The 22,951-nt window shown below is 73.1% G+C and carries 24 protein-coding genes and 1 rRNA gene; 18 read left to right on the top strand and 7 right to left on the bottom strand.

The window, feature by feature from the left end:
* The first annotated feature begins 148 nt into the window (after positions 1-148).
* The 9 genes from rrf (at position 149) to AC07D6_RS05845 (ending at position 7,305) form a co-directional block, all read left to right on the top strand.
* Positions 149-265 (top strand): 5S ribosomal RNA (rrf, locus tag AC07D6_RS05805).
* A 70-nt stretch (positions 266-335) separates the two neighbouring features.
* Entirely contained in the window at positions 336-980 is a 645-nt protein-coding gene (locus AC07D6_RS05810) for an HAD family hydrolase (RefSeq protein WP_479042359.1), read from the top strand.
* Between the two features lie 43 nt (positions 981-1,023).
* Positions 1,024-2,274, top strand: coding sequence for an MFS transporter (locus AC07D6_RS05815; RefSeq protein ID WP_479042361.1), 1,251 nt, complete (start codon positions 1,024-1,026; stop codon positions 2,272-2,274).
* The gene (locus AC07D6_RS05820) at positions 2,243-3,424 is read left to right on the top strand and encodes an acetoin utilization protein AcuC (protein ID WP_315876635.1); all 1,182 of its coding nucleotides are present in this window, start codon (positions 2,243-2,245) and stop codon (positions 3,422-3,424) included. The genes AC07D6_RS05815 and AC07D6_RS05820 overlap by 32 nt, the downstream gene beginning before the upstream one ends.
* An 86-nt stretch (positions 3,425-3,510) precedes the next feature.
* A complete protein-coding gene (locus AC07D6_RS05825; protein WP_315876636.1) occupies positions 3,511-4,326 on the top strand; it encodes a phosphatase in 816 nt (271 codons plus the stop codon).
* 127 nt (positions 4,327-4,453) lie between these two features.
* Positions 4,454-4,666, top strand: coding sequence for a helix-turn-helix domain-containing protein (locus tag AC07D6_RS05830; RefSeq protein WP_058944276.1), 213 nt, complete (start codon positions 4,454-4,456; stop codon positions 4,664-4,666).
* Positions 4,667-4,810: 144 nt separating this feature from the next.
* Entirely contained in the window at positions 4,811-4,909 is a 99-nt protein-coding gene (locus AC07D6_RS05835; protein ID WP_003948845.1) for a 30S ribosomal protein bS22, read from the top strand.
* Between the two features lie 186 nt (positions 4,910-5,095).
* Entirely contained in the window at positions 5,096-6,193 is a 1,098-nt protein-coding gene (locus tag AC07D6_RS05840; protein ID WP_479042959.1) for an NAD-dependent epimerase/dehydratase family protein, read from the top strand.
* 2 nt (positions 6,194-6,195) lie between these two features.
* Positions 6,196-7,305 (top strand): lysophospholipid acyltransferase family protein, encoded by a 1,110-nt coding sequence (locus AC07D6_RS05845; RefSeq protein ID WP_479042364.1) that lies wholly within the window; start codon positions 6,196-6,198, stop codon positions 7,303-7,305.
* A 73-nt stretch (positions 7,306-7,378) separates the two neighbouring features.
* On the opposite strand, the gene AC07D6_RS05850 is transcribed toward AC07D6_RS05845, so the two are convergent.
* From AC07D6_RS05850 to AC07D6_RS05860, 3 genes are all read right to left on the bottom strand, one after another.
* Positions 7,379-8,590 carry a DUF5667 domain-containing protein gene (locus AC07D6_RS05850; RefSeq protein ID WP_479042366.1) on the bottom strand — a complete coding sequence of 404 codons (1,212 nt, stop codon included), beginning with the start codon at positions 8,588-8,590 and terminating at the stop codon, positions 7,379-7,381.
* Between the two features lie 318 nt (positions 8,591-8,908).
* The gene (locus AC07D6_RS05855; RefSeq protein ID WP_315876642.1) at positions 8,909-9,691 is read right to left on the bottom strand and encodes an ECF subfamily RNA polymerase sigma factor, BldN family; all 783 of its coding nucleotides are present in this window, start codon (positions 9,689-9,691) and stop codon (positions 8,909-8,911) included.
* A gap of 345 nt (positions 9,692-10,036) precedes the next feature.
* A complete protein-coding gene (locus AC07D6_RS05860; protein ID WP_315876643.1) occupies positions 10,037-10,975 on the bottom strand; it encodes an HAD family hydrolase in 939 nt (312 codons plus the stop codon).
* A gap of 111 nt (positions 10,976-11,086) precedes the next feature.
* Between AC07D6_RS05860 and AC07D6_RS05865 the strand changes: the two genes are divergently transcribed.
* The 5 genes from AC07D6_RS05865 (at position 11,087) to AC07D6_RS05885 (ending at position 16,480) form a co-directional block, all read left to right on the top strand.
* Complete coding sequence (locus tag AC07D6_RS05865) at positions 11,087-11,356, top strand: glutaredoxin family protein (RefSeq protein ID WP_479042369.1); 270 nt, start codon at positions 11,087-11,089, stop codon at positions 11,354-11,356.
* Between the two features lie 327 nt (positions 11,357-11,683).
* Complete coding sequence (locus AC07D6_RS05870) at positions 11,684-12,478, top strand: redox-sensing transcriptional repressor Rex (RefSeq protein ID WP_315876646.1); 795 nt, start codon at positions 11,684-11,686, stop codon at positions 12,476-12,478.
* Positions 12,475-13,830 carry a glutamyl-tRNA reductase gene (locus AC07D6_RS05875; RefSeq protein WP_479042372.1) on the top strand — a complete coding sequence of 452 codons (1,356 nt, stop codon included), beginning with the start codon at positions 12,475-12,477 and terminating at the stop codon, positions 13,828-13,830. Before AC07D6_RS05870 ends, AC07D6_RS05875 begins: the two co-directional genes overlap by 4 nt.
* Complete coding sequence (gene hemC, locus AC07D6_RS05880) at positions 13,827-14,819, top strand: hydroxymethylbilane synthase (protein ID WP_479042375.1); 993 nt, start codon at positions 13,827-13,829, stop codon at positions 14,817-14,819. Before AC07D6_RS05875 ends, hemC begins: the two co-directional genes overlap by 4 nt.
* Positions 14,816-16,480 carry a bifunctional uroporphyrinogen-III C-methyltransferase/uroporphyrinogen-III synthase gene (locus AC07D6_RS05885; protein ID WP_479042377.1) on the top strand — a complete coding sequence of 555 codons (1,665 nt, stop codon included), beginning with the start codon at positions 14,816-14,818 and terminating at the stop codon, positions 16,478-16,480. Before hemC ends, AC07D6_RS05885 begins: the two co-directional genes overlap by 4 nt.
* Positions 16,481-16,568: 88 nt before the next feature.
* Here AC07D6_RS05885 and AC07D6_RS05890 read toward each other — a convergent pair whose 3' ends face one another.
* Both AC07D6_RS05890 and AC07D6_RS05895 read right to left on the bottom strand, forming a co-directional pair.
* A complete protein-coding gene (locus tag AC07D6_RS05890; RefSeq protein WP_479042379.1) occupies positions 16,569-16,829 on the bottom strand; it encodes a DUF397 domain-containing protein in 261 nt (86 codons plus the stop codon).
* Positions 16,826-17,659: a helix-turn-helix domain-containing protein gene (locus tag AC07D6_RS05895; RefSeq protein ID WP_479042381.1), complete on the bottom strand. Its 834-nt coding sequence runs from the start codon at positions 17,657-17,659 to the stop codon at positions 16,826-16,828. Before AC07D6_RS05895 ends, AC07D6_RS05890 begins: the two co-directional genes overlap by 4 nt.
* A 158-nt stretch (positions 17,660-17,817) precedes the next feature.
* Between AC07D6_RS05895 and AC07D6_RS05900 the strand changes: the two genes are divergently transcribed.
* The 4 genes from AC07D6_RS05900 to AC07D6_RS05915 all read left to right on the top strand — a co-directional run bounded on the left by AC07D6_RS05900 (position 17,818) and on the right by AC07D6_RS05915 (position 21,609).
* Positions 17,818-18,312, top strand: coding sequence for an ATP-binding protein (locus tag AC07D6_RS05900; protein ID WP_479042385.1), 495 nt, complete (start codon positions 17,818-17,820; stop codon positions 18,310-18,312).
* A gap of 341 nt (positions 18,313-18,653) precedes the next feature.
* A complete protein-coding gene (locus AC07D6_RS05905; RefSeq protein WP_479042388.1) occupies positions 18,654-19,748 on the top strand; it encodes a helix-turn-helix domain-containing protein in 1,095 nt (364 codons plus the stop codon).
* A 140-nt stretch (positions 19,749-19,888) separates the two neighbouring features.
* Complete coding sequence (gene hemB / locus AC07D6_RS05910) at positions 19,889-20,887, top strand: porphobilinogen synthase (protein ID WP_479042391.1); 999 nt, start codon at positions 19,889-19,891, stop codon at positions 20,885-20,887.
* Between the two features lie 95 nt (positions 20,888-20,982).
* Positions 20,983-21,609: a restriction endonuclease gene (locus tag AC07D6_RS05915; protein WP_479042393.1), complete on the top strand. Its 627-nt coding sequence runs from the start codon at positions 20,983-20,985 to the stop codon at positions 21,607-21,609.
* On the opposite strand, the gene AC07D6_RS05920 is transcribed toward AC07D6_RS05915, so the two are convergent.
* The gene (locus AC07D6_RS05920) at positions 21,593-22,339 is read right to left on the bottom strand and encodes a hypothetical protein (protein WP_479042396.1); all 747 of its coding nucleotides are present in this window, start codon (positions 22,337-22,339) and stop codon (positions 21,593-21,595) included. The two genes, AC07D6_RS05915 and AC07D6_RS05920, sit on opposite strands and share 17 nt — an antisense overlap.
* Complete coding sequence (locus tag AC07D6_RS05925) at positions 22,336-22,872, bottom strand: SigE family RNA polymerase sigma factor (protein ID WP_315876669.1); 537 nt, start codon at positions 22,870-22,872, stop codon at positions 22,336-22,338. The genes AC07D6_RS05920 and AC07D6_RS05925 overlap by 4 nt, the downstream gene beginning before the upstream one ends.
* Positions 22,873-22,951: the final 79 nt, after the last annotated feature.

A 22,951-nucleotide genomic window follows, 5' to 3' on the forward strand; every position in this document is an offset into this window, starting at 1 on the left:
GTTGATAGGCCGGATATGGAAGCCCAGTGATGGGTGGAGTTGACCGGTACTAATAGGCCGAGGGCTTGTCCTCAGTTGCTCGCGTCCACTGTGTTAGTTCTGAAGTAACGAACTCCCGTGCTGGTTGAGTTCGATATCTTCATAGTGTTTCGGTGGTCATAGCGTTAGGGAAACGCCCGGTTACATTCCGAACCCGGAAGCTAAGCCTTTCAGCGCCGATGGTACTGCAGGGGGGACCCTGTGGGAGAGTAGGACACCGCCGAACAATTCTTCAGCCTCGGTCCAGGGAACCTCGTTCCCCGGACCGAGGCTTTTTTTGTGCTTAGGGTGGGTTCATGCGCTACGACCTGGTCATATTCGACAACGACGGTGTCCTCGTGGACAGCGAGCCCCTCTCCAACGCCATCCTGGCCGGTTACCTGACCGAACTGGGCCACCCCACCACGTACGAGGAATCCCTCCGCGACTACATGGGGGGCGCCACGCACCGCATCCACGACACCATCCTCGAACGGACCGGGCAGCGACTGCCCGACGATTTCGACGAGACCTTCCACGCCCGGGTCTTCGCCGCCTTCGAACGCGACCTCATCGCCGTCGCCGGAGTGACCGACGTCCTCGGCAAGCTCGTCGCCGACGGCGTGCCCTACTGCGTCGCCTCCTCCGGCAGCCACGAACGGATCCGCGTCGGGCACCGCAAGACCGGCCTCGACCTGTGGTTCACGCCCGGCACCGTGTTCAGCGCCCAGGACGTCGGCCGTGGCAAGCCCGCCCCCGACCTGTTCCTCCACGCGGCCGAACGGATGGGGGCCGCCCCCCAGCGGTGCGCCGTCGTCGAGGACAGCCCCCTCGGCGTCCAGGCCGCCCGCGCCGCCGGCATGGACGTGTACGCCTTCACCGCCATGAGCACCCCCGACGAACTCCCCGGTGCCCACGGCTACTTCGACGACATGACCCGGCTGCCCGCGCTCCTCCTGTGACACCCCTGTCCGGCGGACCGTCACCGCCGTACCCTCTCCGGCCATGACCGAAGCGCGGCTGCGGCGCGCGCGGCGCGCGCTGGCCCTCTCCTTCCTCGCGCAGGGCACCGCCTTCGCGCTGCTCGTCACCCGCGTCCCCGCCGTCCAGCAGCAGTACGGCATCCCCGACGCCCACCTGCCCGTCCACCTCGCCGGCGTGCCCCTGCTCGCCGGGCTCGGCAGCGTCGCCACCGGTGCCCTCGTCACCCGCGTCCCCGCCCGTACCGTCCTGCGGTGGGCGCAGCCCGTCGTGCTCCTCGCGCTCGCCGGGATCGGCGTCGGCGGGCGGGCGTGGCAGCTGGGCGTCGCCCTCGGCGTGTTCGGACTCGCCGCCGGCGCGCTCGACGCGTCCATGAACATGCTCGGCGTCAGCCTCCAGCGGGAGTACGGGCGGAGCATCATGCTCGGCCTCCACGCCGCGTACAGCCTCGGCGGGATCGCCGGCGCGGGCCTCGCCTGGGGCGGCGCCCGGCTCGGATTGCCGCTCGACCGGTTCTACCCGCCCCTCGTCCTGCCGCTGCTGGCCGTCGTCCTCCTCGCCGGCCGCCGGTACGGCGACCGGCGGATCGACGGCACCCAGCCCGGCACCCCGCTCCGTACCCCGTCCCGTACCCCGCCCCGCGCCGGGGGCGGGCGGCGCCCGGCCGGGCGGACCCTGCTGCCGCTGTGCCTCGTCGCGGCGTTCGCGTACGTCGGGGACGCCACCGTCTCCCACTGGAGCGCCACCTACCTCCGGGACGTCCTCGGCGGCTCCGAGGCGTTCGCCACCCTGCCGTACAGCGCGTACATGGCCACCACCCTGCTCGGGAGGGCCGTGGGCGACCTCGTCGTGCGGCGGTACGGGGCCGTCGCCGTCGTGCGGGGCGGCGCCCTCCTCGCGTCCGGCGGGTTCGCCGCCGTCGCCGCGGCGCCCGGGCCGTGGACCGGGCTCGCCGGGTTCGCCGTCCTCGGGCTCGGGCTGAGCGTCATCGTCCCGCAGACCTTCGCCGCCGCCGGGCGGCACGCCACCGCCGCCGGGCACGGCCCACCGGCCGCCGACGCGGCCGTCGCGCGGCTCAACGCCTCCACCTACGCCGGCCTCCTCGTCGGGGCGCCGCTCGTCGGTGCCCTCGGCGAGGCGTGGAGCCCGCGCTGGGCCATGGTGGTGCCGCTCGTGCTCGTGCTGGCGGCGCTCCCGTACGCCGGTTCCTTCGCCGGGCGCACCGACCGATACGGTGGCGGTCATGAGCGGCCGCGCACTGTTGATGTGGGATGACGCAGTAACCGGGTACGACTTCGGCCCCGGCCACCCCATGGACCCCGTACGGCTCGCGCTGACCATGGAGTTGGTGCGGGCCCTCGACGTCGACCGGGCCGTCGACATCAGGTCCGCCAGGCCCGCCGGGGACTCCACGCTGCGGCTCGTCCACCGCGAGGACTACGTCGCCGCCGTGCGCGCCGCGTCCGCCGACCCGGCCCGCGCCGACCAGGCGTACGGGCTGGGCACCGCCGACGACCCGGCGTTCCCCGGCATGCACGAGGCGTCCGCCCGCATCGCCGGGCTGTCCGTCGGCGCCGCCGAGGCCGTGTGGCGCGGGGACGCCGCCCGCGCCGTCAACTTCACCGGCGGCCTCCACCACGCCATGCCCGGGGCCGCCGCCGGGTTCTGCGTCTACAACGACGCCGCCCTCGCCATCGCCCGGCTCCTCGAACTCGGGGCCGAACGCGTCGCCTACCTCGACGTGGACGTCCACCACGGCGACGGCGTGCAGGCCGTGTTCCAGGACGACCCGCGGGTCCTCACGATCTCCCTCCACGAACACCCCCGCACGCTCTTCCCCGGCACCGGATGGCCCGAGGAGACCGGCCGGGGCCCCGGCGAAGGCAGCGCCGTCAACATCGCCCTGCCCGCCGGGACCGGCGACGCCGGCTGGCTGCGGGCGTTCCACGCCGTCGTCCCCGAACTGCTCGCCGACTTCCGGCCGCAGGTCCTCGTCACCCAGCACGGCGCCGACACCCACTTCGAGGACCCGCTCGCCCACCTCGCCGTCTCCCTCGACGCCCAGCGGGCCGTCCAACTGGCCTGCCGGGGCCTGGCCGACGAACACGTCGAAGGCGGTCGCTGGGTGGCCCTCGGCGGTGGCGGCTACGCGGTCGTCGACGTCGTACCGCGGTCCTGGGCGCACCTCGTGGGCATCGCCGCCGGGGCCGACGTGCCGCCCGAGACGGCCGTCCCGCAGTCCTGGCGGGACGTCGTGTACGCGCGGACCCGGCTGCCCGGGCCGCGGCGCATGACCGACGGGCGGTGGCCCGTCACCTGGCGGCCCTGGGAGGACGGCTACGATCCCGAGGACCGGCTCGACCAGGCCGTCCTGGCGACCCGCAAGGCCGTGTTCCCGCTGCGCGGGCTCCTCGTCCAGCCGTGACGGGGGGCAGGGCGCCGTTAGGCCGACCGTGCGGTGCCCGGCCGTTCCCGGCGCGGCGCCCGGTCCCGTGCGGCACCATCGACGGAGTGCTGAGTACCGGGGCGCTGCGCGCGCACCTGCTGGCGGCCGGACTGGCCGGGCCCGTCGCCACCGCGCGCGAGAAGAGCCTGCGAAACTACCGGCTGTTCGCCGCCCGCGACCCGCGGGTCACGCTCGGGCTCGCCCCCGAACGGCGGTGGGACGAACGGGACCTGCTGCGGCTCATGGCCGACAGGTGCGGGGTGTCCGAGGACCCCGGGCACCGCACCGGGCAGGATGTCATCGATCCCGAGCGGACCCTCGACGCGCTGGACGCGTTCGCGGGGCGGCTCGCCGCCGCCGCCCGGCGCCGCGCCCCCGTGCTGTTCGGGACCGGGCACCCCCACCGGCTGCTGGGCTTCTACGCCACGTTGGCAGACGCCCTGTCGTCGGCAGGCTGTCCCGTTCTCACCCCCGCGCAGGGGAGATGTATCGACATAACGACCCGATTCGGCGTACGTACCCACCGTCTCGACTACGCCCGGGGAGTCGCGCTCGTACGGGAACCGCGGGGCGAAGGCGCCGGTTGTGAGCCCGGCGTGCACACCCACTCGCCCCTGCCGGTCAGGGTCGCTCTCGGGGCCGCGGCCGAGGCCGGTGGGCCCCTTCCGGAGCTGGTGGTGGGGGACCACGGATGGGTCTGCGGGGCAGGTCAGCTAGGCATCGAGGCCATCGGGCTGGCCGACACGGACGACCCCGCGCTGTTCGTCGGGGAGGCCGAGGGGCAGGTGGCGGTCGCCGTGCCGCTCGACGACGCGGTGCGGTCCGATTACTACCGCCCGCTTACTCGCTATGTACTCAATCGGGCGTGTCTGTCACCGTAGGCGGCGGGTGGCTGCTCCTCTTCCCCACCCGTATCAACCGCCCCTAGTCTGGGGAGTGAGCGCACGGCGACGAAGAGTCACCGGAGGGGAAGCCGGTGACGTCATGTGCGGAAGGTACAGGTGGGTCATGGTTGCTGCTGGCGAGACTCCTCTCAACGAGGTCAAGTTCCTCACCGTGGCGGAAGTCGCCTCGGTGATGCGCGTGTCGAAGATGACGGTGTACCGGCTGGTGCACAGCGGTCATTTGCCGGCGATTCGGGTGGGGAGGTCCTTCCGGGTGCCAGAGCAGGCGGTGCACGAATACCTCCGCGAGTCCTTCGTGGGGGTGGAGACCGCGTAGTCCGGAGTCCTTTCACCGCCCTCGGATTACGAGCTCGGCGCTCTGGCGGGTAGGCTAGGCCGACGTAGGTCGTGTGGGCCCAGACGCCCCGCACCGAGATCCCCGCTCATGCGGGGGTGTTCCGAGAAGTGAGCGAGGGTAGTCGTGGGCTCTGTTATCAAGAAGCGGCGCAAGCGGATGGCGAAGAAGAAGCACCGCAAGCTTCTGAAGCGCACCCGTGTTCAGCGCCGTAACAAGAAGTAAGCGGCGGCTGTACGTGCGCCTCGCGGCCCTCCCACCGGTTCCGGTGGGAGGGCCGCGGTCATGTTCCGGCCGTTTCCGGGGGCTCCGGTTCCGGACGTTCCGGGGGCCGTGGCCGTCGTGGAGCGGCACGGACCGGTTACGGTGGCAGCCACACGCGTCGCGGGGACCGAACGGAAGGCGCTGAACGTGGGCAGGGTCGTGCTCGTCACCGGGGTGGCCAGGCAGCTCGCCGGCCGTTTCGTACGGCGCGTCGTGCGCGATCCCGGTGTCGACCGGGTCGTCGCGGTGGACGCGGTCGCCCCCGAGCACCCGCTGGACGGCGCCGTTTTCGTCCGCGCCGACATCAGGCAGTTCGCCATCGGCCGCGTCCTGGCCGAGCACGGCGTCGACACCGTCGTCCACATGGACGTCTCCGCGTCCCCGCCGGCGGGCGGGGGCGGCCGGGCCGCGGCCAAGGAGACCAACGTCATCGGCACGATGCAGTTGCTCGGCGCCTGCCAGAAGTGCCCCACCGTCGGGCGCGTCGTCGTCCGCTCCAGTACCGGCGTGTACGGCTCCGCCCCGCGCGACCCGGCGGTCTTCACCGAGACGACCCCGCCCAAGTCGCTGCCCGGCGGCGGCTTCGCGAAGGACGTCGCCGAGGTCGAGGGGTACGTACGGGGCTTCGCCCGGCGCCGCCCCGACGTCGCCGTGTGCGTGCTGCGCTTCGCGAACATCCTCGGTCCCGGCGCCGACTCCCCGCTGGCCCAGTACTTCTCGCTGCCGGTGCTGCCCACGGTCCTCGGGTACGACCCGCGGCTCCAGTTCGTCCACGAGGACGACGTGCTCGACGTGCTGCGCATCGCCTCGTCGGAGCCGCGCCGCGGCACGCTCAACAGCGGGACGTTCAACATCGCCGGGGACGGGGTGCTGACCCTGTCGCAGTGCGCCCGGCGCCTGGGCCGGCCGACGCTCCCGCTGCTGCCGCCGGCCGTCACCTGGGCCGGTACGGCCCTGCGGACGTTCGGGGTGAGCGACTTCTCACCCGAGCAGATCCGCCTCCTCACGCACGGCCGGGTCGTCAGCACGGTCCAGATGCGCGAGACCCTCGGGTTCGACCCCACCTACACGACGGCGGAGACCTTCGCGGACTTCGTACGGCACCGGGGGCCCGGCCTGCTGCCGCCGGCCGCGCTGGCGGCGGCCGTCGACGGGGTGGCGGCCAGGCTCGGCGACGGTGTGGCCGCGCGGACGGCGCGGACGGCGAAGCGGCGTGGAACCGCCGGGACAAGGAGCGCGGGCTAACGATGGCGGACGCCAAGGTCATCCCCTTCGACGAGGACCGGCCGCGCGGCGGTGCGCCCCGCACGGGCCGCAGGAGGGCCTCCCCGGGCGCTCCGGCCCGCCCGGTGACCCCGCTGCCGGGACAGGCCGCTCCGGAGGCGCCCGGGCCGCGGGGCGACGGGCACGCCCCGCACCCGCCGGAGGCCGGGGACGCCGGGGCCGGACAGGACGCCAGGGCCGGACAGGACGCCAGGGCCGGGCGGGAAGCCGAGGTGGGGCGGGACGCCGGGGGCGGTGGCTGGGAGCGGCGGATCGCGGGCGGTCTGGCGTTCCTGCGGCGCCGCGTCACCGGCGCCTACGAGGTCGACGAGTTCGGCTTCGACGAGGAGCTCACCGACCAGGTCCTGATGTCGCTGCTGCGGCCCCTGTACGAGAAGTACTTCCGGGTGGAGGTGCGGGGCGTCGAGAACATCCCGGCCGAGGGCGGCGCCCTGGTCGTGGCGAACCACTCGGGGACGCTGCCGCTGGACGGGCTGATGATGCAGGTCGCCGTCCACGACCACCATCCGGCAGGCCGTCACCTGCGGCTGCTCGCCGCGGACCTGGTGTTCATGCTGCCCGTCGTCAGCGAACTGGCCCGGAAGGCCGGGCACACGCTGGCGTGCGCGGAGGACGCGGAGCGGCTGCTCCAGCGCGGTGAGGTCGTCGGGGTGATGCCGGAGGGCTTCAAGGGGATCGGGAAGCCGTTCGGCGAGCGGTACAAGCTGCAGCGGTTCGGGCGGGGCGGCTTCGTGTCGACGGCGCTGCGCGCGGGCGTGCCGATCGTGCCGTGCTCGATCGTCGGCGCGGAGGAGATCTACCCCATGGTCGGCAACGCCAAGACGCTGGCGCGGCTGCTGGGCCTCCCGTACTTCCCGATCACGCCGACGTTCCCGTGGCTGGGTCCGCTGGGCGCGCTGCCGCTGCCCACGAAGTGGACGATCCAGTTCGGCGAGCCGATCCCGACGGACGGGTACGCGCCGGAGGCGGCGGAGGACCCGATGCTGATGTTCAACCTGACGGACCAGGTGCGGGAGCAGATCCAGCACACGCTGTACAAGCTGCTGGTGCGCCGCCGGTCGGTGTTCTTCTGACCGTACGGGTACGGGTACGGCGTCGGGCGCCGCTCCGTGGGGAGCGGCGCCCGGTTCCGTGCCGTACGCGTCGCTAGCGGACGTCCTCGCCGTCGATGCCGAGGCCCGGGAGGATGCCGGGGAGCAGCGGCGGGAGGGTCACGTCGGGCTCGGTCGCCGGGGACTCCTGGAGGCCGTCCTGGGCGGGCGGTGCCGATGTGCTCGGACCGTCCGGGTCGAGGAGGCCGCCCGTGCCGCCGCCGAGGAGGCCCTCGTCCGTGGCCCTGCTCGAACTGTCGGACGGGCCGGGCGTGCCGTCCGTGCCGTCGGTGCCGCCCGAGGGCTGGGCGTGCGGGCTGGACGGGACCTGGCTGGAGGGGCCGGGGCCGGTCGAGCCGTCGGTGGCGCCGGGCCGGCCGGGGCCGCGACCGTTCTTCTCCGGGGTGTCGGGAAGCTGTGACTTGAGCGGGGCGACCTGTTGGTCTATGGCGTCGAAGACGGACGTCACCTGGTCGCGCACGTCGGTCAGCTGGGGCGGGAGCTTGGCGCGCAGGCCGTCCCACGTGCCGCGGTGGCTGCGGGCGAACGAGTCGAGGGTGGCCATGGGGGCGATGCGGCCGTCCCGCTCGTAGGCGAGGCGGAGCAGGCGGTGGCCTTCGGACACGTGGTGCTGCATGCCGCTGAGCGTGCGGCGGATCTCGTTCAGCGACTCGTGGTCCAGTTCGCCGGACCGGACGCGTTCCAGCAGGCGGCGGGCCTCGCTGAGCCGGGTGGAGGCGTGGTCGAGGTGGATCTCGCCGCGGTCGGCGTCGTCGTCGGCGAGGCCGAGCTTCAGGTCTTCCATGCCCCGCTTCAGCCCGTACAGGGAGTCACCGGGGAGGGCGTCGGAACTGGCGGCGGCGACTCCGCCGAACGCGCCCGCCGCCACGCCCACGGTGAGGCCGCCGGCGGCCAGGCCCTTCGACCAGCGGCTGCGGGGCCGCAGTCTGCGGAGGGCACCGGCGCGGTGCGCGCCGCGACCGCTCGACGTCCGCTGCTCGGGGACCGTGGGGTCCGCGGGCGCGTCGCCAAGGGCCGTGCCCTCCTGGAACATCGCTTCCATGGCGGCGACGAGCTGGGCCCGCTGCACCGCCTTCACTTCGGGGTCCATGGTGGGCTTCGGCAGTTCGCCGAGGCCGTTCGCCAGGGCCAGGAGCCGACTCTGCTCGCTGGGTTGGGCCGACGCCTCGGGCTGCTGGGCCGCCTGTTCTTCCAGGGCCTGGGCGAAGGCGTTCGCCCGCCGGTGCGCCGATACGTTCGCGATCACTGGCGGCACCTCCTCTCGTCATGACGGTCGACTCCCCAGGGGGTCCGGAAGGTTGCACGCGTCGAACACATCCACACGGACGGGTGGACGGCTGTGGACGGGGTGCGACCAGAGGGAGCCTGCGTCCCGCACAACGAGTGTCGCGGCACTTGGGTTACGGACGGAAGATGATCGGACCAGCGCGTCATGAGGCGGTCACCAGGGGTGAGTTGGCGGGGAGGGGGGCCGGTCGGGGCGGCGGCGGGACGGGGGACGCAAGACGGGGACGGGATGGGGGACGGGGCGGGGCGGGGACGGGTGGGGACGGGGCCCGGTGGGTCAGCGGGCGTCTTCGGGGAGCAGCCGGGCGAGCGTGCGCACGGCGCGGTACTGGAGGGTCTTGATCGCGCCCTCGTTCTTGCCCATCACGCGCGCGGTCTCGGCGACGGACAGGCCGTGCAGGAAGCGGAGCGTGACGCACTCCTGCTGCTGGGGATTGAGCTTGCGGACGGCTTCGAGCAGGGCGGCGTTGGAGAGGGACTCCAGGACGGAGTCCTCGGGGCTGCGCTCGACCTCGTTGGCGTCGAGCATCTCACCCGTGGTCACTTCCAGCCGGAACCGGCTCGATTTGAAGTGGTCGGCGACCAGGTTGCGCGCGATCGTGACCAGCCAGGCGCCGAAGTCGCGGCCCTGCCAGGTGAAGGTGGAGATCCGGCGGAGGGCGCGCAGGAAGGTCTCGCTGGTCAGGTCCTCGGCGGTCGCCCTGCCGCCGACGCGGTAGTAGATGTAGCGGTAGACGGTGTCGCTGTACTGGTCGTAGAGACGGCCGAAGGCCTCGGCCTCGCCGGCCTGGGCGCGTTCGACCAGCTCCATCATGCGGCCGCTGTCGCTGTCGGCGGTGGGTCGGCGGGCGGTGGTCGAGGCGCCCGCGCCGCTCCGGGCGCTCCTTCTTCCGACGGCCGCGGCACCGCCGTCGGCCAGGGCGTAGCAGGGACCGGCGGGGACTGGTACGGCGAATGCGGGGACGGCGTACGCGGTGGGGACGAAGCCGCGCAAGTGGTCGAGGACCGTCGCGCGCAGCGTAGCCAGGCCCGAGGCGTCAACCCCGACGTGTGGGTACACGGGACTCCCAGAGGCAGAGCTTCCATCACGTGCAGTGCGGGACCTTTCACTCGTCGTGGCGACGTGTGGGGGGTTCCGTATGCGTCTGAGGAGAATAACGCTTCGTACAGGGAGTGCTACGCCGAGTTGCTCAAATCGCCGTTTCGGTCGTTTCTGTTGCGTTTAAAGAGCGCAGCGTGTCGCGCTTGACCGCCGCTTTTTGAGCGAATTTATTCGACTTCTGTCTGTCCAGGGGGCGTGTTCTGGCCGAATGCGTCGGGCGCGACTGGCGCCCGATTTCGGCGGGTAGGCCCCCTCGAATGGCGTCGCCCGCGTCCGCGCCCGAGTCCCCGCCCGAGCCGGTGGTCAGCGGCGGCGGCGGTGCAGGGCCACCGCGGCGGCCGTGCCGCCCGCCAGCGCGCCCACGCCCGCGGCGGCGGGGATCCCGACCTTCGCGGCCTTGCGGCCCGTCCGGTAGTCGCGCAGCCGCCACTCCCGCTCCTTGGCGTACCGGCGCAGCTTCGCGTCCGGGTTGATCGCGTACGGGTGGCCGACCAGCGACAGCATCGGGATGTCGTTGTGCGAGTCGCTGTACGCCGCGCAGCGGTCCAGGTCCAGCCCCTCCGCGGCGGCCAGGGCCCGTACGGCCTCCGCCTTGGCCGGGCCGTGCAGCGGTTCGCCGACCAGGCGGCCGGTGTACACGCCGTCGACGGACTCGGCGACCGTGCCCAGCGCGCCGGTCAGCCCGAGCCGCCGGGCGATGATCGTTGCCGTCTCCACGGGCGCCGCGGTGACGAGCCACACCTTCTGTCCGGCGTCCAGGTGCGCCTGGGCGAGGGCGCGGGTGCCGGGCCAGATCCGGTCGGCCATGTACTCGTCGTAGATCTCCTCGCCGATGGTCGCGAGCTCGGAGACGCGGTGGCCCTTGACGATGGACAGGGCGCTCTCGCGGGCGTTCTGCATGTGCTCCGGGTCCTCGACGCCGGCCAGCCGGAACCATGCCTGCTGCCAGGCGAACCGGGCCAGCTCGCGGCGCTGGAAGAACTTCCGCTTGTACAGGCCGCGGCCGAAGTGGAAGAGGGCGGCGCCCTGCATGACCGTGTTGTCCAGGTCGAAGAACGCAGCCGCGCGGGCGTCGCCGCGGACGGGGAACTCGACCTCCGGTTCCGCTTGCGCCAGCGCCCGGTCGAGGAGCTCCAACTGTTGGGAGGTCTTGCGCGCCGCCTCCGCCGCGGCCTCGCCGGCCAGCACGCTGCGCGCCGTGGCGGGGCGCCTACGAGGGGAGAGCCATCCGAGTGCGGCCATGTCGTGAGCATAGCCAGTGCGTCCGCCACCGCCCGACTTGTGGGACGCCCCCGTGTGAACCCTCGGCGGCGGAGGGGTGAAGCGGCACGCCGGGGCGCGGACAATGGGCGCATGTTCGGACGTACGAAGAAGAGGCCCGCCGGTCCGCGGACCGTCACGCTCATCGGGAAGCCCGGGTGCCACCTGTGCGACGACGCGCGCGCGGTGGTCGAGCGCGTCTGCGCGGAGACGGGCGCCGTGTGGGAGGAGAGGGACATCACACGGAACGAGGCGCTGCACCGGGCCTACTGGGAGCAGATCCCCGTCGTGCTGGTGGACGGCGAACAGCACACGTTCTGGCGGGTGGACGAGGCGCGGCTGCGGGAGGCGCTGTCGGGGTGACCGGGAGCCGGCCGGGCCGGTTCGGGGGCGAGGCTTGCGCGCGGCGGCGCCGACGATGGCCGAAGGCGGTTACCATCGGATGCTTTTTGTTCGGTTTCGGGGGCGTCATCGTAGGGAGTGTGTACGGCTTTGCCCTATCCGAAGATCGAACGCGCTGAGGCTTCCGATGGTTCCGCGATGGCGCGAACGGGTCGCGTGACCCCGGTCACTTTGCGCGGACAAAGCGGACATCATCTTTGTGCACGCGTTCACAAAGACATAGCCTGCTGTCGACGGGGCGGTCTTGGGACGGGCCGCCCGCAGCCCCGCTCATCCCGCAGGAGCACCGTGGCAACTGGCCGAACTCACCGACCGGCGACCCGTAGCCGAGGCATCCCCGAGGCCACCGTCGCCCGCCTTCCGCTGTACCTGCGGGCGCTCACCGCCCTGTCGGAGCGGTCCGTACCCACGGTCTCGTCCGAGGAGCTCGCCGCGGCCGCCGGGGTCAACTCCGCCAAGCTGCGCAAGGACTTCAGCTACCTCGGCTCCTACGGCACGCGCGGCGTCGGCTACGACGTCGAGTACCTCGTCTACCAGATCTCCCGCGAGCTGGGCCTGACCCAGGACTGGCCGATCGTCATGGTCGGCATCGGAAACCTCGGCGCGGCCCTCGCCAACTACGGCGGTTTCGCGTCCCGGGGCTTCCGGGTGGCGGCGCTGATCGACGCCGACCCGTCCATGGTCGGCAAGCCCGTCGCGGGCATCCCCGTCCAGTACATCGACGACCTCGAAAGGATCATCGAGGAGAACGGCGTCTCGATCGGCGTCATCGCCACGCCCGCCGGCGCCGCCCAGCAGGTCTGCGACCGGCTCGTCGCCGCGGGGGTCTCCTCCATCCTGAACTTCGCGCCGACCGTCCTGTCCGTCCCGGACGGCGTCGACGTGCGCAAGGTCGACCTGTCGATCGAACTCCAGATCCTCGCCTTCCACGAGCAGCGCAAGGCCGGTGAGGACGGGGCCGTCGGCGAGGCCGGCCTCCCGTCCGCCGCCGCCGTGCGCGCCGCCGCCCCGGCGACCGCCCCCGCGGCGACCGCGGGCCGCAAGGGACCGGACGGGGACGTCCCCGCCGTGATGCCGGCATGAGCCTCCTCGTCGTCGGCCTCAGCCACCGCAGCGCGCCCGTCAGCGTGCTGGAGCGGGCCTCCCTCGACTCCGACACGCAGAACAAGCTGCTCCAGGACGCCCTCGCCGCCGAGCCGGCCGTCGAGGCCGCCGTCCTGGCGACCTGCAACCGCATCGAGCTCTACGCCGACGTGGACAAGTTCCACGCCGGTGTCGCCGAGCTGTCCACGCTGCTCGCCCAGCACAGCGGCGTCGGCCTGGAGGAGCTCACGCCCTTCCTGTACGTGCACTACGAGGACCGGGCCGTCCACCACCTGTTCTCCGTGGCCTGCGGCCTGGACTCGATGGTCGTCGGCGAGGGCCAGATCCTCGGCCAGATCAAGGACGCCCTCGCGCGCGCCCAGGAGCTGCACACCGCGGGCCGCCTGCTGAACGACCTGTTCCAGCAGGCCCTGCGGGTCGGCAAGCGCGCCCACAGCGAGACCGGGATCGACCGGGCCGGGCAGTCCCTGGTCACCTTCGGCCTGGAGCAGCTCGCCGTGGGCAGCGTGGACGTACCGGCCTGGGCGAAGGGCAAGCGCGCCCTCGTCATCGGCGCCGGCTCCATGTCGTCGCTCGCCGCGGCGACCCTCGCCCGCGCCGGCGTCGACGAGATCGTCATCGCCAACCGCACGGCCGAGCGCGCCGAGCGCCTCGTCCAGATCCTCACCGAGCCCGGTGGCACGGGCGTCGCCGCCCGCGCCGTCCGCATGTCCGCCGTCGGCGAGGAGCTGGCCCGCGCCGACGTGGTCGTCTCCTGCACGGGCGCGACCGGCCTGGTCCTGAACGGCCCGGCCGTCGAGACCGCCATGACGGGCCGTAGGGCCCCGCTGGCCCTGCTCGACCTGGCCATGCCCCGCGACATCGACGCCGCCGTGCACCACATGGTGAACGTCCGGCTCGTCGACATCGAGTCCCTCGCCGAGGCGTCCGCCGACGCGCCCATGGCCGCCGACGTCGACCAGGTCCGCGGGATCGTCGCCGACGAGGTCGCCGCCTTCGGCGCCGCCCAGCGCGCCGCGCACATCACCCCGACCGTCGTCGCCCTGCGCACGATGGCCGCCGATGTCGTCGCCGGTGAGATGGCCCGCCTGGAGGGGCGGCTCCCCGGCCTCGACGAGAAGCAGCGCGCCGAGATCACCCAGACGGTGCGCCGCGTCGTCGACAAGCTGCTGCACGCGCCGACCGTGCGCGTGAAGCAGCTCGCCAGCGAGCCCGGCGGTGCCGGGTACGCCGACGCGCTGCGCACACTCTTCGACCTCGACCCGGAGACGGTCGCCGCCGTCTCGCGGGCCGACCTGACTGACGCCGACGTGAACCGAGGGCGAGTATGACCGAGAGGGCCCAGAGCACCCAGAGGGCACTGAAGCTGGGAACCAGGCGCAGCAAGCTCGCCATGGCCCAGTCCGGGCACGTCGCGGACGCCGTCCGCCGACTGACCGGCCGCCCCGTGGAGCTCGTCGAGATCACCACCTACGGGGACGTCTCCCGCGAGCACCTCGCGCAGATCGGCGGCACGGGCGTCTTCGTCACCGCGCTGCGCGACGCGCTGTTCGCCGGCGAGGTGGACTTCGCCGTCCACTCCCTCAAGGACCTGCCGACCGCGCAGCACGACGACCTCGTGCTCGCCGCGATCCCGGTCCGCGAGGACCCGCGCGACGTGCTCGTCGCCCGCGACGGGCTTCCGCTCGCGGAGCTGGCCGCGGGCGCGCGGGACGGCGTCATCCGCGTCGGCACCGGCGCGCCGCGCCGGATGGCGCAGCTCAACGCGTACGCCCGCGACCACGGCCTGCGCATCGAGACCGTCGCCATCCGGGGGAACGTCGACACCCGCGTCGGCTACGTCCGCAGCGGCGAGCTCGACGCGGTCGTCCTGGCCGCCGCCGGGCTGAACCGGCTCGGCCGGATCGACGAGGTCACCGAGTTCCTGCCGTTCGACGTCGTGCTGCCCGCCCCGGGCCAGGGCGCCCTCGCGGTCGAGTGCCTGTCCGCCGACGCCGACCTGGTCGCCGCGCTCGCCCAGCTCGACGACGCGCACACCCGCGCCGCCGTGACCGCGGAGCGGTCCCTGCTCGCCGCCCTGGAGGCCGGCTGCTCCGCCCCCGTGGGCGCGCTCGCCGACCTGCCGGCCGGCGAACAGGATGTTCATGAGATGCGCCTGCGCGGCGTCGTCGGCACGACCGACGGCTCCACGCTGGTGCAGTTGTCCACCACCGGTCCCGTACCCACGTCGCACGACGACGCGGTGGCCCTCGGTCGCGAACTCGCGGCCGAGATGCTCGCCAAGGGCGCGGCCGGTCTTATGGGGGAGCGAGCACTTTGAGCCCCACCACTGCATCCAAGGCTTCCTCGGCGTTCTCCGCGTACGGGCACGTCACCTTCCTCGGCGCCGGTCCCGGTGATCCGGGGCTGCTGACTCTGCGCGCCGTCGAGGCGCTGGCGGGCGCGGACGTACTGATCGCCGAGCCCGAGGTGCTCGACGTCGTACGCGGCCACGCGCGGGCGGGGGTGAGCACGCCCGAGCTGACGGTCGTTGACGACGCGTCAATGACCGCCGGAGTCCCGGTGTTGAGGGACGCCGCCAATCTTGTCATGGAGGCCGCGCGGGGCGGCAAGCGGGTGGTGCGTGCGCTGAGCGGCGACCCGGGGCTCGACGGTGACGCGGGCGCCGAGATGCTCGCCTGCGCCGCCGCCGGCATCCCCTTCGAGGTCGTGCCCGGCGTCGCCACCGCGGTCGGCGTGCCCGCGTACGCCGGCGTGCCGCTGCGCGACGCCCAGGGCGCGGACGTCCGGTTCGTGGACGCCCGCACCGCGAGCGACCGCTGCTGGACCGAGGTCGGTGCGTCCGACGGCACGGTGGTGGTGTCCACGACGCTGGACTCCGTCGCCTCCGCCGCCGGTGAGCTCGTCGCGGCCGGCCGCAAGCCGGACACGCCGCTGACCGTCACCGTCGCCGGGACGACCACCCGGCAGCGGACGTGGACCTCGACGCTCGGTTCGATCGCGCAGACGCTGAAGCAGGCGAAGGTGCTGCCGTCCCCGGAGGGCCACCGGCCCGTCATAGCCGTGGTCGGTGAGCGCAGCGCCGCCGCCCAGCGCGACCAGCTCGCGTGGTTCGAGTCCAAGCCGCTGTTCGGCTGGAAGGTCCTCGTCCCGCGCACCAAGGAGCAGGCGGCGTCGCTCTCCGACCAGCTCAGGTCGTACGGTGCCGTGCCCAGCGAGGTCCCGACCATCGCCGTCGAGCCGCCGCGCACCCCGCAGCAGATGGAGCGCGCGGTCAAGGGCCTCGTCACGGGCCGCTACGAGTGGATCGCCTTCACCTCGGTGAACGCCGTGAAGGCCGTCCGTGAGAAGTTCGAGGAGTACGGGCTCGACGCCCGCGCCTTCGCCGGGATCAAGGTCGCGGCGGTGGGCGAGCAGACCGCGAAGGCCCTGATCGACTTCGGCGTCAAGCCGGACCTGGTGCCGAGCGGGGAGCAGTCCGCGGCGGGGCTGCTGGAGGACTGGCCGCCGTACGACCCGGTCTTCGACCCGATCGACCGGGTGTTCCTGCCGCGCGCCGACATCGCGACCGAGACCCTCGTGGCCGGGCTGATCGAGCTGGGCTGGGAGGTCGACGACGTCACGGCGTACCGGACCGTGCGCGCGTCGCCGCCGCCGGCCGAGACCCGCGAGGCGATCAAGGGCGGCGGCTTCGACGCGGTGCTGTTCACGTCGTCGTCGACCGTGCGGAACCTGGTCGGCATCGCGGGCAAGCCGCACAACGTGACGGTGATCGCCTGCATCGGCCCGGCGACCGCGAAGACGGCGGAGGAGCACGGCCTGCGCGTGGACGTGCTGTCCCCGGAACCGTCCGTGACGAAGCTGGCGGAGGCACTGGCGGAGTTCGGCGCGAAGCGCCGCGCGGCGGCACTGGAGGCGGGCGACCCGGTCACCCGCCCCTCGGAGCGCCGCCCGGGCGCCCGGCGGCGCCGCACGACGTAGGACCCGCGGCTCCGGCCCCGGCCCCGGAGGGCACGCGTACGGCCCCGCACCCGTGGACTCGGGTGCGGGGCCGTACGCGTTCGCGCGATCAGTTCCCGGAGGCGTACGGCAGGAAGGCGGCCCAGGTGGCGGGGGCGAGGGCGAGGCGGGGACCGGCGGGGTTCTTGGAGTCGCGGACGAGGATCCGGCCGGGGGCAGTGGCCACCTCGACGCAGGAGGGGGTGTCCGCCCCGCTGTAGCTGCTCTTTACCCAGGCGACTTCGACGCAGGACGGGCCGTCCGCTGTGCTGTAGCTGCTCTTTATCCACTCCAGCTCGGTACCAGCTCCGTCAGATGGCTTGAGGCTCATGTTTCTCCCCGCAGTTTCTCGATGAGGCCGAGCGACTCTCGTGGTGTGAGAGCTTGCGCCCGGATGATCCCATAGCGCATGTCGAGAGCCGTGGTCTCTTTGGGACCTGAGAAGACACGGCTTGTGAGTGGTGCTTCGCTGAGTCCCATGGTCCCTCCGTCCCTGAGTTTGAGCAGTCGGAACGAACCGTCGAGACCTGAGTTCTCCTCTCGTCTGAGAGGCAGGACTTGCAGGTCGACGTTCCGGAGCCGAGCAACTTCCGACAGCCGTTCGAGTTGCCCGCGCATCACCATCTTGCCTCCGATGAGTCGGCGCAGAGTCGCCTCGCACAGCACAAAGCTGAAGAGTGGCCTGGCTGTTGCGTTTCCCACGATCGCCTGGCGAGCCATCCGGCCAGCTACCTGCTGTTCCAGTTGCTCTTCGGTGTAAGGCGGTCTGCGGGAGGCGAACACGGCCCGCGCATACTCCTCGGTCTGCAGCAAGCCGTCGATGACCGAGTTGTTGTAGGAGCAGATCTCGACCGCTTCGGCCTCCAGCCGCTTCACGTCCCGTACCTTCTTCGGGTACCGGATCTCCGCCAGGTCCCCCTTCATCGCCGCGATCTTGCCGCCCGCCTCCAGCACCTCGTCCGCCCGGTCCAGGTACTCCGGCCGGGGGATGCGCCGCCCTCGCTCCACCGACGAGACCAGTTCCTCCCCGTACCCGATGGCCGCGCCGAACTCCGCCTGCGTCAGCCCGGCCGCCTCGCGCCAGAGCTTGAGTTGTCGGGCCACGGCCTTGATGACGGCCCCGACCTCGTCGTCGTCCGCCTCCACGTCCCAGTCGCTCACGTCCCGCCCTCCCGTCGAGCCCTCCCCGGTCCAACTCCGCGCGCCCCCGCCCGGTCACCCCGTACCACCCGGACAGAACCGGACGGCGCGCGGACAGATCCCCTTCGCACGGGCCGCCTTCCTTCACAGGCTACGCACACGTGGACACGCTGGGTCACATGAATCCTCAAAACGCTCTCACCAGCGGTTCCGTCGTCGAGGCGGCGACTCCCGTCCTGCTGCGCCGGTTCACCGTGCCGCTCTCCGCCACCCGTCGCGGCGCCCGTCTCGCCCGGCTGCTCGCGGCCCAGCAGTTGCAGGACTGGGGACTGCCGGTGGATCCGGTGCGGCACGTCGTGGCGGAGTTGGTGGCGAACGCCGTTCTGCACGGCCGCGTACCCGGGCGGAGCTTCCGTCTGACGCTCTCCGCCGCCGCGTCGGGGACGCTGTGCGTCGAGGTCACCGACACCCGGGACGACCGGTTGCCCGTCCGGGGCCGAGCGGGCGCGGAGGCGCTCGCCGAGTCGGGGCACGGGCTGCTGTTGGTCGAGGAGTTGGCGGACCGCTGGGGCGTGCGCACCGGGCCGGTGCCGTGCAAGACGGTGTGGGCGGAGCTGGATCTCGCGCCCCACCGGTGGCCTGCGGGCCAGGGCGCGGGGGACTTCGACGGGTGAGGGGGCGCGGGCTGTTGGTGCGTGGGTGTCGTTCGTCGTGAGCGTCGGTCTCGGGCGGTGGTCCGCGCACCGGAGCCGGGTGGGGCGGGAGCCGGGGCGGCGGGCGGTAAAAGACCTAAGAACCCGGGGAAAAAACCAACCCAACCAACCAAACCTCGCGTAGGTCACCCGGCCGGGTGAAATCGGCGGGAGTGGGTGGTGCGGCGGTGGTTCGGGGGTGCAGGCTCGCCCCGAGGCCGAGGTGAACTCGGCGCTCCCACAAGGCACATATGCATCGGCCCCCGCCGGGACGGCAATCCCAGTGCGAGGGCCTGACCAACGAGGAAGAAGAGACCTTCCCCATGGCTGAGACGAAGCCTAGCGCCGCCCCGTGCCCGAAGCAGGGCGTTCGACGGACCACCACCCCCTCCGGGGTCATCCACGTACGCACGTACCAGTCCGGGCAGTACGTGGTCGTCGGCAACCACCTCGCCCAGCACCACGACCTGTCGCTGACCGCGATCGGGCTGGCGACCCACATCCTGTCGGTGCCCGAGGGCACCCCCGTCGACATCCGCAGCCTCGCCGAGCGCTTCCCCGAGGGACGGGACCGGATCGCCTTCGCACTGCGGGAGCTGGAGGCGCACGGCTACCTGGAGCGGGTCCGCGAACACACCGAGGCGGGCCGCCTGGTCACCCGGACGTACGCCCACCACACGCCGCTCGCCGCGCGGGTGGCCGCCTCGGCCGTCCCCGCACCCCGCCGCGCCGGCGCCGGGCGCATGGTGACGGAGCGGGCCGGGGTGAGGGCCGGGGCCGGGGGCCAGGCCGGGGCCGGGGGGCGTGGCTCGGTGGAGGGCGCGGACGCGCCCGAGGGCCCGCAGGAGGACGACCAAGCCCCTGGTGGTCCGGACACCCCGGCGGGTGCCTCGGAGGCGGGCACTTCGGAGGCGCGGACAGGGGCCCTTGGGGTGCGGGCGGGTGTCCTGGGCGCTCCCGCGCCCGTGGAACCGTCTCCCGACGGACCGGGCGGGCGGTACGAAGAGGCGGTCGCCCTCCTCGCGGGCCTGCGCCGCGCGGACGAGCGCCTCACCCTGTCCCTGCGGGACGTGCGCAGGCTGGCCCCGGGTGTCATCGACTGGTTCGCGCGGGGCGCCACCCCGGCCGCCGTCCGCCGTACGCTGACCGCCGACCTGCCCGCCGTCATGAAGCACCCGGCGGGCGTGCTCGCCTACCGCCTCCGCGAACTGCTGCCCCCGCCGCTGCCCAGCGCTCCGACGCCGCCGGACGCGGCGGCGAGCACGGGCGGCGCCACCCGCCCGTACCCCTTCCAGGACTGCGACGGCTGCGAACGGGTCTTCCGGGCACCGGAAGGAGGCCGCTGCCGCGACTGCCGATCCGGTACGGATGGGGCGGACGTGACGAGCGGTGCGGGCGTGGCGGTACGCGCGGCCTGAAGGCCGGGGCGGCGGACGGTGGGTGCGGTGGTGATCGCGCCGGCCCTGCCGTGCGCGGTCGGTTCGGCCTGCGGCGGGCCTCGCGGCGCGCCGACTCCGCGTCGGCAAAGGCACGGGTGGGGCGGGCGTAGCGTGAGGGCATGACTGCGTACGGATCCTTTCCCGGGGCGCGGCCGCGGCGGCTGCGCACCACGCCGACCATGCGGCGGATGGTCGCGGAGACCCGCCTGCACCCCGCCGACCTGATCCTCCCCGCCTTCGTCCGCGAGGGCGCCACCGAACCGGTGCCGATCCAGGCCATGCCGGGGGTCGTGCAGCACACCCGTGACACGCTGCGGAAGGCCGCGGCGGAGGCCGTCGAGGCGGGCGTCTCGGGGATCATGCTGTTCGGCGTGCCGGAGGAGTCCAAGAAGGACGCGGCGGGTACGGCCGGGACCGACCCGGACGGCATCCTCCAGGTGGCCATCCGGGACGTGCGGGCCGAGGTCGGCGACGAGCTGGTGATCATGTCGGACCTGTGCCTCGACGAGTACACCGACCACGGCCACTGCGGCGTCCTCGACTCCGAGGGCCGCGTCGACAACGACGCCACGCTGGAGCGGTACGCCGAGATGGCGCAGGTCCAGGCCGACGCGGGCGTCCACGTGGTGGGCCCCAGCGGCATGATGGACGGTCAGGTCGGCGTGATCAGGGAGGCGTTGGACACGATCGGCAAGGAGGACGTGTCGATCCTGGCGTACACCGCCAAGTACGCCTCCGCCTTCTACGGGCCGTTCCGCGAGGCGGTCGGCTCCTCCCTGCGCGGCGACCGCAAGACGTACCAGCAGGACTCGGCGAACGTCCGCGAGTCGATGCGCGAGCTGGCGCTCGACCTGGACGAGGGCGCCGACATGGTGATGGTGAAGCCCGCGGGCCCGTACCTGGACGTCCTGGCGAAGATCGCGGACGCGGTGGACGTGCCGGTCGCGGCGTACCAGATCAGCGGTGAGTACGCGATGGTCGAGGCCGCCGCGGAGAGGGGCTGGATCGAGCGGGACAAGGCGATCCTGGAGTCCCTGACCGGCATCAAGCGGGCGGGCGCGCACATGATCCTCACGTACTGGGCGACCGAGGTCGCGCAGCGGCTGCGGCGGGACTGACCCGGAACCCTCCCGTGACCGGCCTCCGCCGTGTTCCCCACGCCCCACGGCGTGGGAAGGACGAGAGGGGGTCGGTCTCGGGGAGGGGAACGCGCGTGGACACCGTGGTGCGGGTGTTACTGGGGTGCGGTGTGATGGTGGCCGTCTACCTGTACTGCGCGCGCGAGACGGAAGAGGACCGCGGCCTCCTCCCGCGCCTCCGGGCGGAGTGGGAGCGGCGCGAACGGCTGCGGAGCCTGCCGGAACCGGCGGACGACATGGACGACTTGCAGTTCATGGAGTACGTCGCCGGTCTGTGCCGTCGCGACGGCTGCGCCGACATGCGGCGGGTCGGCGGGCCCGCGGACCTGGGCCACCTCCTGGTCGGCCGGCTGCCGGACGGCCGGACACTGGCCGTCAAGTGCTGGCGGACCGTGGGCAGCAACCCGTTCGTCAACCGCCGCCGCCTGCGGGAGTTCGACGAGGCGGCGCGTGCGGAGCTCGGCGCCGAGGCGACCGTCTTCGTGGCCGTCGGTGAGATCACCCGTGGGGCCCGCAGGTTCGCCGCCCGCCGCAGGCCGCTGCTGGTCGACCTCGACCTGCTCGAACCCTGGAGCCGGGGCACCCCGTTGACCCCGCTGCTGGGGGACGCCGCGCGACCGCGACGGTTCCGCCGGCTCGGGACCGGGTCCCGGTCGGCGGCGCGTCGGCGGGCGCGGCGCCCGGTCAGGGGAAAGTCGTGATGAGCCGGCTCGACGCGTCGTAGAGGGCCAGCTTCTCGCCGCTGCCACCGTCGCCGGACGGGTCGGGCGGGGTGGTGGCGTACCAGACGCCCCAGCCGGGTTCGCCGGGGAGTTCCAGGAGCGTCGCGGTGGTCCTGCGGCCGGCGGTGTCGGTGAGTTCGAGGCGGGCGGCGTTCTTGGTGCCGTAGTAGAGGCCGGAGTGGAAGACGCCCTTCTCGTCGCCCGTCGACTGGTGGCTGATGCCCGGCTGGGACAGGTCGATGTTGCCATCGGTGACGCTGCGGAAGTTCTCGTAGCCGTCCGGGCCCGACCAGTACTTGCCGTTCCGGGTGAGCCAGACCTTCCAGCCGCCCCCGGCGTCCACCCGCTCGCCCGGCGCGACGACCCTCGGCGGCTTCGCGGACGGGGACGTGGACGGGGAGGGCGACGGGGACGGGCCGACGGGCCGGTTCGCTCCTTTCTCCAGGGCCGGCGGCGACGCCACGGACGGGGGGTCCGAGGGCGCCAGGGTGTGGAGCAGGGCGAGCGTCATCGCCGTCACCGTGAGCGCGCAGCCCGTGGTCAGGGCCGTCGTACGGCGGCGGCGCCGGGCGCGGCCCGCCCGCTCGATGGCGGCCAGCGGGACCGGGGCGGGGGTGATGTCGTGGGCCGCTTCGGCGAACACCGCGCGGAGCTTCCGGGCGGCATCGGCCGCCTCGTCTTCCGTGCGCGTCGGGGGCTCGGGGATCATCGCTGGGCTCCGGGGGAGGCGTGGAGGCGGGGGGCGAGTACGGGATGGGTGCGCAGCGCCTCCAGCCCGCGCCGGGCGTGGGTCTTGACCGTGCCGAGCGAGCAGTTCAGCACCTCCGCTATGTCCTGCTCGTTCAGGTCCTCCCAGTACCGCAGCACCATCACGGCGCGCTGGCGCGGGGACAGGTCGGCGAGCGCCGCCATGAGGGCGGTGCGCTGGTCGATCGTGTCCGCGTGGCCCGCGTGGGCGTGCCGGGCGGTGTCCGGCAGCAACGGCATCAGCAGGTGGACGACCCGTTTCCTGCGGAGGCGGCTGAGGTTGTTGTTGACCAGGGCCCGGCGCACGTACGCGTCGATCTCGTCGCGGGGGACCTTCCGCCAGCGCGCGTACACCTTCACCAAGGTGGTCTGAACCAGGTCCTCCGCCTCGTGGTAGTCGCCGGTGAGGAGCCGGGCCGTGCGCACCAGGCGGGGCCAGGCCGCCGTGGCGAAGGCGGCGAAGTCGGTGGCCTCGGAGTCGGACTCGTGCGGCACGGTGCGGAACCTCGCGTTCGTACGGCGGTGGGGCGGGGCGGCGACGGGTGCTCCGTGGACTCCGCGGCAGGGCCCACCC

It is taken from the genome of Streptomyces sp. NPDC045287, assembly GCF_056432325.1.